Here is a 7,381-nt window from a genome sequence, read left to right as displayed (position 1 = left end):
TAACTCATGCGTTTGCCCTGATATTAATTGTTTATTTTAAATATAAATTCATCTTTATGCAACAATTTAAGAATATGAAAAGATAAATATAGGTGATGTATGATATTGGCATCATCTAACTTTAATTTCATGATTTTTTCCATCTTATCAATGCGATAAAACATTGAAGCACGATGAATATGTAAAATGTTTGCAGATACTGATTGGTTTTCCTTATTCATTAAATATACATAAAGACTTCGGGTTAAGCAGGTGTTATTTTTTCGGTCATATTGGATTAGTGAATATAAAGAAGGGTGGCAAAATTTTTCTAAATTTTCATAAGCAGAATAACCATTTAACAAGTCATATATTGCATAATTTTCATATGAATAAAATGATTTTTCTATGTTAAGGCTAGTCCCGAGCTCAATTGCTTTCAATGACTGCTTATAGTAATATTGTAAATTTGTAAAGTCAGATATACAGCGACTAAGTCCAGCATATAAATTGTTTTTTTGAAGAAAATTTCTCATAAATTTAGATTGGTCTCCAAGAATATCAGTTTTTATGCGGTCATTAATAATCAATACAATATGATTGTCGTATATTAGTGATTTATTTTCTGAAATAATGCCAGAAATTTTATAAATCAGGTATGAGAGTGGTAATTTTTTTTGAGAATATTGTTTAACATCAAAGGCGAGGATATAAACTTCTGAGTCAACATCCCAATTTAGAGATCTTACTTTATTCATAACAAGTTCAGCATCTTTTATATTGTCATCCAACAAATCCTTTAAAAAACCTTCATAAGCAGTACCTTTAGCATATTTGTAGAACTTGTCATTTCTCATTTCAGTCTCAATAACGTCACATAATAATGAAAATAATTCAACATCTAGATCTTTAAAAGGTCTTTCTGCATCGGTTACAGATATATATCCTATAACAATGTAATCAATTGTGATTTTTCCAATAATCATATTATTATCATCCATACCTTTTAACAGGATAGGAGAATTGCTTCTATCAACTTTTTCTGATATTTTTTTGAATTTGGAAGAATACATTGCAGCATCGGAAAAATAGCCTCTTTTTATATGATCATCCCAATAGTGACCAATAGACTTATGACAAGTAGATTTAGCTATGATTTTGCTGCTTGTATCGTTAAATAGAATAGGATTTTCAAGAAACTTAAATCCGATATTGATAATATGCTGTATACCTTTTTGATGTATAAGTGCATCTAATAATTCTTGCTGATAAAGACCTAAAGTATTGATGTCCATAGTCATAAAGAATCACCTCGTATATAAGTAGAGTATATTACAAACTGTAGTGTTTTGTAAACTTACTTTTCAACATCTGTAAGATGACTTGGGAAATTAAGGTAACTATAATTATAGATAGATAAATAGAATGATTTTATATATAAGTCAAGGAGGGACATGTAATATGGAAAATGGACAAGAACTATATAATAAACATTTGGAAAGAGTTAAAAAAGCCATAGCATTAGAAAAAACGGATAGAACACCTATTAATTTAAATGCAGATTCTTTTTGTGTTAAAGCAGCAGGGGGAAAGTTAGCGGATCTTGTTACAGATATGGAATATGGAAATGAACTTTTGTTTCAAGGTATGAAATCTTTTGGTGATATTGACTGTACCTTAGGATATGGATGTTTTCCTCAAACTAAAGGAGCTTTCTTCCTTGCAAACATTAAATTACCAGGAAGGGAACTTTCTGAGGATGCAATTTGGCAGATTGATGAAGTTGGATTAATGACTGAGGATGATTATGATATCATAATAAATAAAGGATGGAATAATTTTTACTTGGATTTTTGCAAAAATAGACTTGGAGACCCTTTAAAGCTAATGGGTAATATTATTGAGATAACGCCTAAAATAGCACAGAAATATAAAGATGCAGGTATTGTAGCTATAATAGGCAGTGCTGCTGTAGGAGTTCCTTATGAAACTTTAACTGCTGCTCGGTCTATAAGAAATTTTGTGAGGGATTTGAGAAGAATACCAGATAAGGTGAAGGCTGCGATGGATGTTATGGCTGAAGAAGGAGATGAGAGTTTAAGAAAAGCAATACGGGCTGATAAGCCTTTAGCAGCATTTTCAGGTGGAGCGCGTATGGCAGGGGATTTCTTGTCACAAAAATCCTTTGAAAAGTTTGCATGGCCATATCTTAAAAAAAGTATAGAAATTGCAGTTGAAGAAGGAGTAAACGTTTATCTGCATTCGGATTTATGCTGGGATCGTTTTATAGATTATTTAAAAGATCTTCCAAAAGGTAAGTGTATTTTCCATCCTGACAGTACAACGGACATCTTTAAAGCAGGAGAAGTGCTTAAAGGGCATATGTGTATTATGGGAGATATTTCTCCTTCGCTTTTAACGTTAGCTACACCAGATGAAGTATATGATTACAGCAAAAGGTTAATTGATGAATTTGCACCACAAGGATTTATTATGGCTGCAGGATGTTGTATACCAGCAAATGCAAAGATAGAAAATGTAAAGGCAATGGTTGCAGCTGCTTTAGAGTCATAAAAGTTGAACATGACAAATTTAAATAATATGAGGGGTGTGGCAATATGAAAACTGAAAAAGGATTGTATAACGAGCATTTCAACAGACTTGCAGATGTAATAGCTATGAAAAAGACAGATAGAGTGCCAATTGTACTTAATGCAGATGCTTTTTGTACTAAAAATGGTGGAGGAAAGTTATCCGATCTTGTTAATGATGTAGTATATGGTAATATGGAGTTGTTAAAAGGTATGCAAGCACTTGGAGACATTGATAGTATAGAAATACCAGGAACCTATCCTCCGTCCATGGGCGCATTCTTTCTTTCTAAAATTAAAGTACCTGGAAGGGAACTACCTGATGATATGATTTGGCAAATTGATGAAAAATCATATATGACGGAAGAAGACTATGATACTATAATTGATAAAGGATGGAATTATTTTTTCTTAGATTATGCAAAGAAGCATATACCTGAGGGGCTCAAGGAAGTTGAATATTTCAGTCAATTTGCTTCCCAAATAGAACAGAGTTTTGTTGATGCAGGTATTGTACCATTATGTAGTGGACGTGTAATGACTGGCTCACCCTTTGGTGCTTTATGTCCTGCACGTGGAATATCTAAATTTTTTATGGATTTACACAGAATTCCTGAGAAGGTTCAAGCAGCTATGGATGTTATGGAAGAAGAAACAGAGAAAGCCTTACGAGAGCAAATCCGTGCAGCAAAGCCTTTTACTGTATTTACAGGAGGAGCGAGAGAAGCAGGTGACTTTTTATCATTAAAGGCCTTTGAAAGATTCTCATGGCAATATACAAAGAGAATTATAGATATTGTTGCAGAGGAAGGTTCCATTGCATATCTTCATTTAGACATGAGTTGGGATAGATTTATAGATTATTTTATGGATCTACCTAAAGGTAAATGTATCTTCTCTCCAGACAGTACAACAGACATTTTTAAGGCAGGGAAAGTGTTAAAGGGACATATGTGCTTTATGGGTGATGTTTCACCTTCACTTTTAACCTTGGGTAATCCAGACGAGGTTTACAAGTATGCACGGAAGTTAGTTGATGAATTTGCACCGCAGGGACTTATTATGTCATCGGGATGTAGTATACCAGCAAATGCTAAACTTGAAAACGTAAAAGCAATGATTGCGGCTGTTATGTAGATAGGATAAGAATAAGAGCAGCGTATTTCACAAAGTTTATTGGAGAGTAATAGAAAGTTAAAGAAAAAGTATTAATAATAAATCTATAATACAATGAATATTATATTATAGGTTATTAATTTTACTTAGAGGGTGTTTTGTGGAAGCAAGAATATTCATGTCATTAGCTCAGTTAGTTAAGTATTTTTTAGGTATTTTTTTACTTGGAATCATACTTGGTGTTGTAATAGGAGCTCTATTGTTTTTAAAGTTTAAAAAGCATTTTAGATAGGATAGACAATTTTTATTATACTTTCTATAATAGAACAAGCTGCTGGCAAATAGTTTTGCTGGCAGCTTGTTTTTATTTGATGAAGAAGCAGTTAAAATCCATGACTATATTTCTAAGATTTATTTCCAGTTTTACAATAATCAATACAATCTTTTAACCATTTAATATGTGTTTCTTCCCTCATAATAGCTCCATTCAGAACGAGGAAATCTCCAAAGGAGTCATCAGTGATAGGAGGAACCTTGGCATAAGGCTCTTTTTGACTTAATAAAAAGTCTAGTCTTTCCTGATGCTGAACTAATTGATGTTCTAATAATTGGATTCTTGTTTCTACATCTAAATTATTTGAAAAATATAATCTAAGACGAAAAACATTTTTGGGTGTTGGTTCCATAGGTTCGTCTTTTTGAAGCCATTTTAAAAAATCTTTTCTACCTTTTTCTGTAATAGTATAGACTTTTTTTTCTAATACTTCTCCACTAATTTCGATGTCATAAACTAAAAGTTTTTCATCTACTAGTTTTTTCAGTTCTGGATATATTTGGCTGTGTCTTGCAGTCCAAAAATTAGCTAATTGAAAACTAAAATCTTTTGCTATATCATAACCAGTCATAGACTTTCTATTTAATAATCCTAAAATTGCATATTTGAGGGTTCTCATAAATTCACTTCTTTCTTCGCTATATACTTATTTATCAATTTATTATAACATAATTTTTTTTAATTACAATGTGCTTTATTAGTCTAATAGATAAAAACATGTATTTAACAACATAAAACATTAAACATGTATGCATTGACATGTTTAATATGCTGTGATATTATTAACACATATTGTGAGAGTATTAACAAACAAAAGAAAAAAGAGGTGGATATTGTTGGTGGTTTGCTTTTCGGAGGTGGTATGATTTTATCAGGCTTTGCCACTTCATTAAGTATGCTTGAGCTGGCGTATGGTATTATAACTGGTCTTGGTATTGGAATGGTTTACGGGTGTACAATCAGTAATTCAATTAAATTTTTCCCGGACAAACGTGGATTTGTTGGAGGTATTACAACTGCATGTTACGGTTTTAGTTCAGTAATAGTACCACCAGTTGCTATATGATCTTAAATCTGCTTAAAGTTAATAATCGTTTAGCTTTAAAGCATACTCACAGACGAAAGCAGATTTACACTCCGGTATATGTTTGATTTCGTCTAGAGCTATCTATAGTTTATATAATAAAAATTTATTTAATAGTTTACTTATGAAAAAAAACTATACTAATGTCGAACATGTATGAGTTGACATGTTTAATGACGGGTGATAATATTAACACATAGAGGTTATCTAACCAATAAAGGACATAAATAGAAAATATTAAATATAATAAATTAATAAGGGGAATAAAGATATGCAAAGAAAATATCCAAATTTATGTAAACCAATTAAAATTGGAAATGTAACTTTTAGAAACAGAATGTTTTCTGCTCCTATGGGAGGAACAGATATTACTGCTGACTGTACTATTGGACCTGCATCTACAGCTTTTTATGAATTAAGAGCTAAAGGCGGCGCTGCTTCAGTTACTGTCAGCGAATGTGTAGTTCATCCAGAAACAGAAGGTTCTCATATGTACCATCTGGACTTGAAAACAGTAGGTTCACTTGCAAGCTTTACTTACACCGCAGATGCTATTCGTCGCCACGGAGCAATTGCCAGTGTAGAATTATCACATTCGGGACAGTATGCTGGAACTTACTTAACTGATAAGAATAAAAAACAAGGACTTTCTCAGTGGGGACCAAGTGCTGGAGTTCGTCCAGATGGTCTTCCAGTAAAAGAACTTACTGAAGAATTGATTGCAGATATTGTAGCGGCTTATGGAAATACTGCAGCAATCGCTAAAAGAGCAGGTTTTGAAATGATTATGATTCATGGTGGACATGGATGGCTGATTAATCAGTTCTTGTCTCCTTATTTTAACAAGAGAACAGATAAATACGGCGGTTCTCTAGAAAACAGAGTGCGTTTTGCACAAGAAGTTCTTGATAGCGTCAGAAAGGCAGTTGGACCTGGATTTCCAATCGAATTTAGAATGAGTGGTTCTGAACTATTTGAAGGTGGTTATAATTTAGCAGAAGGTGTTGAAATTGCTAAGCTAATAGAATCAAGAGTAGATTTACTTCATATATCTGCAGGAACTTATCAGAGAGGATTTGGTATAACACATCCTTCTATGTTTGTACCACATGGATGCAATGTTTATCTTGCAGCAGAGATTAAAAAGCATGTAAGTGTTCCAGTTGCAACACTTGGAGGTTTAAATGATCCAGAGATGATGGAAGAAATCATAGCTAGTGGTAAGGCAGATGTTGTTGAAATGGCTCGTGCGCTTTTAGCTGATCATGAGCTTCCAAGAAAGGTTATGAGCAATCGTGATGAGGACATAGTGAAATGTTTAAGATGTTTCACATGTATGGCAGAACGTGCTATGACATCTACAAGACGTTGTACAGTTAATCCACTGATTGGACGTGAATTAGGAGGAACAGAGGTTATTCCGTCAAGTAAGCCTCAAAAAGTCCTAGTAGCAGGAGGTGGACCTGGTGGGTTAGAAGCCGCTATCACTGCTGCAAAACGTGGACATAAGGTAATACTTTGTGAGAAATCTGACGAACTCGGAGGAATACTTAAGGGGGAACAAGGAATTCCATTTAAGTATGAGATGTATGAATTAGGCGTTACTCTTGGAAAATTAGCAAAGGATGCTGGTGTTGAAATTAGATTAAACACAACCGTTACAAAAGAGTATGTAGAAAAAGAAAATGTTGATGCATTAATTATAGCAGTTGGCTCAGAACCACTTATTCCTTCAATCCCAGGTTTAAGCGGTGATAATGTAATAGTTGTTAATGATTATTATTTAAAGAAGGACAAGGTTGGTAGCGAAGTAGTAGTTCTTGGGGGAGGTCTTGCAGGTTGTGAAGCAGCAATTCATCTTGCACAGGAAGGCAAGACTGTACATTTAGTAGAGATGAGACCAGAACTTGCTCCAGATGCAAATATCAGACATCGTCCAATTTTGTTAGGTGAAATTGAAAAAAATAAAATTCATGTTCATACAGAGTATAAGGGATTACGTGTAACAGAAGAAGGCGTTGTTTGTGCTGATACAGAAGGTAAAGAACATCTTGTACCAGGCACTACAGTAATCTGTGCACTTGGACAAAGAGCAAGAAGAAATGTAGTAGAAGAATTACTTGACTGTGCACCTTATGTTATAGAGATAGGAGACTGTGTACGTCCTTCTACTATAACTACAGCAGTATATCAAGGATATCATGCTGCACTTGATATTTAATAATTAAATAAGTATTTCTATAATATCTATGATTAGAGATGTTGCATTTACAAAGG

General features: G+C 33.4%; 7 protein-coding genes. 5 read left to right on the top strand and 2 right to left on the bottom strand.

The genetic code is table 11. The features are described 5' to 3' along the window. Positions 1 to 23 precede the first annotated feature (23 nt). A complete protein-coding gene (locus tag I6U48_RS01120) occupies positions 24 to 1,280 on the bottom strand; it encodes a PucR family transcriptional regulator (RefSeq protein WP_218318557.1) in 1,257 nt (418 codons plus the stop codon). A gap of 160 nt (positions 1,281 to 1,440) precedes the next feature. Between I6U48_RS01120 and I6U48_RS01115 the strand changes: the two genes are divergently transcribed. From I6U48_RS01115 to I6U48_RS29990, 3 genes are all read left to right on the top strand, one after another. Next, positions 1,441 to 2,553 (top strand): uroporphyrinogen decarboxylase family protein, encoded by a 1,113-nt coding sequence (locus tag I6U48_RS01115; RefSeq protein WP_218318556.1) that lies wholly within the window; start codon positions 1,441 to 1,443, stop codon positions 2,551 to 2,553. Between the two features lie 44 nt (positions 2,554 to 2,597). Next, positions 2,598 to 3,707, top strand: coding sequence for a uroporphyrinogen decarboxylase family protein (locus tag I6U48_RS01110; RefSeq protein ID WP_218318555.1), 1,110 nt, complete (start codon positions 2,598 to 2,600; stop codon positions 3,705 to 3,707). 139 nt (positions 3,708 to 3,846) lie between these two features. Continuing rightward, positions 3,847 to 3,978 carry a hypothetical protein gene (locus tag I6U48_RS29990; protein WP_281421786.1) on the top strand — a complete coding sequence of 44 codons (132 nt, stop codon included), beginning with the start codon at positions 3,847 to 3,849 and terminating at the stop codon, positions 3,976 to 3,978. Positions 3,979 to 4,090: 112 nt separating this feature from the next. Here the strand turns inward: I6U48_RS29990 and I6U48_RS01105 are convergent, their stop codons facing one another. Beyond that, positions 4,091 to 4,639 (bottom strand): PadR family transcriptional regulator, encoded by a 549-nt coding sequence (locus I6U48_RS01105; protein ID WP_218318554.1) that lies wholly within the window; start codon positions 4,637 to 4,639, stop codon positions 4,091 to 4,093. A 243-nt stretch (positions 4,640 to 4,882) separates the two neighbouring features. Between I6U48_RS01105 and I6U48_RS01100 the strand changes: the two genes are divergently transcribed. Beyond that, a complete protein-coding gene (locus I6U48_RS01100; protein ID WP_376774502.1) occupies positions 4,883 to 5,086 on the top strand; it encodes a hypothetical protein in 204 nt (67 codons plus the stop codon). Positions 5,087 to 5,375: 289 nt separating this feature from the next. Continuing rightward, positions 5,376 to 7,325 (top strand): oxidoreductase, encoded by a 1,950-nt coding sequence (locus tag I6U48_RS01095; protein WP_218318553.1) that lies wholly within the window; start codon positions 5,376 to 5,378, stop codon positions 7,323 to 7,325. Positions 7,326 to 7,381 lie beyond the last annotated feature (56 nt).

Origin of the sequence: Clostridium thailandense (assembly GCF_019207025.1) — a bacterium.
In the GTDB taxonomy this organism is placed as follows: Bacteria; Bacillota; Clostridia; order Clostridiales; family Clostridiaceae; genus Clostridium_AM; species Clostridium_AM thailandense.
Note: the sequence above shows the minus strand (reverse complement) of the source record. Positions and strands in the feature narration are given on the sequence as shown.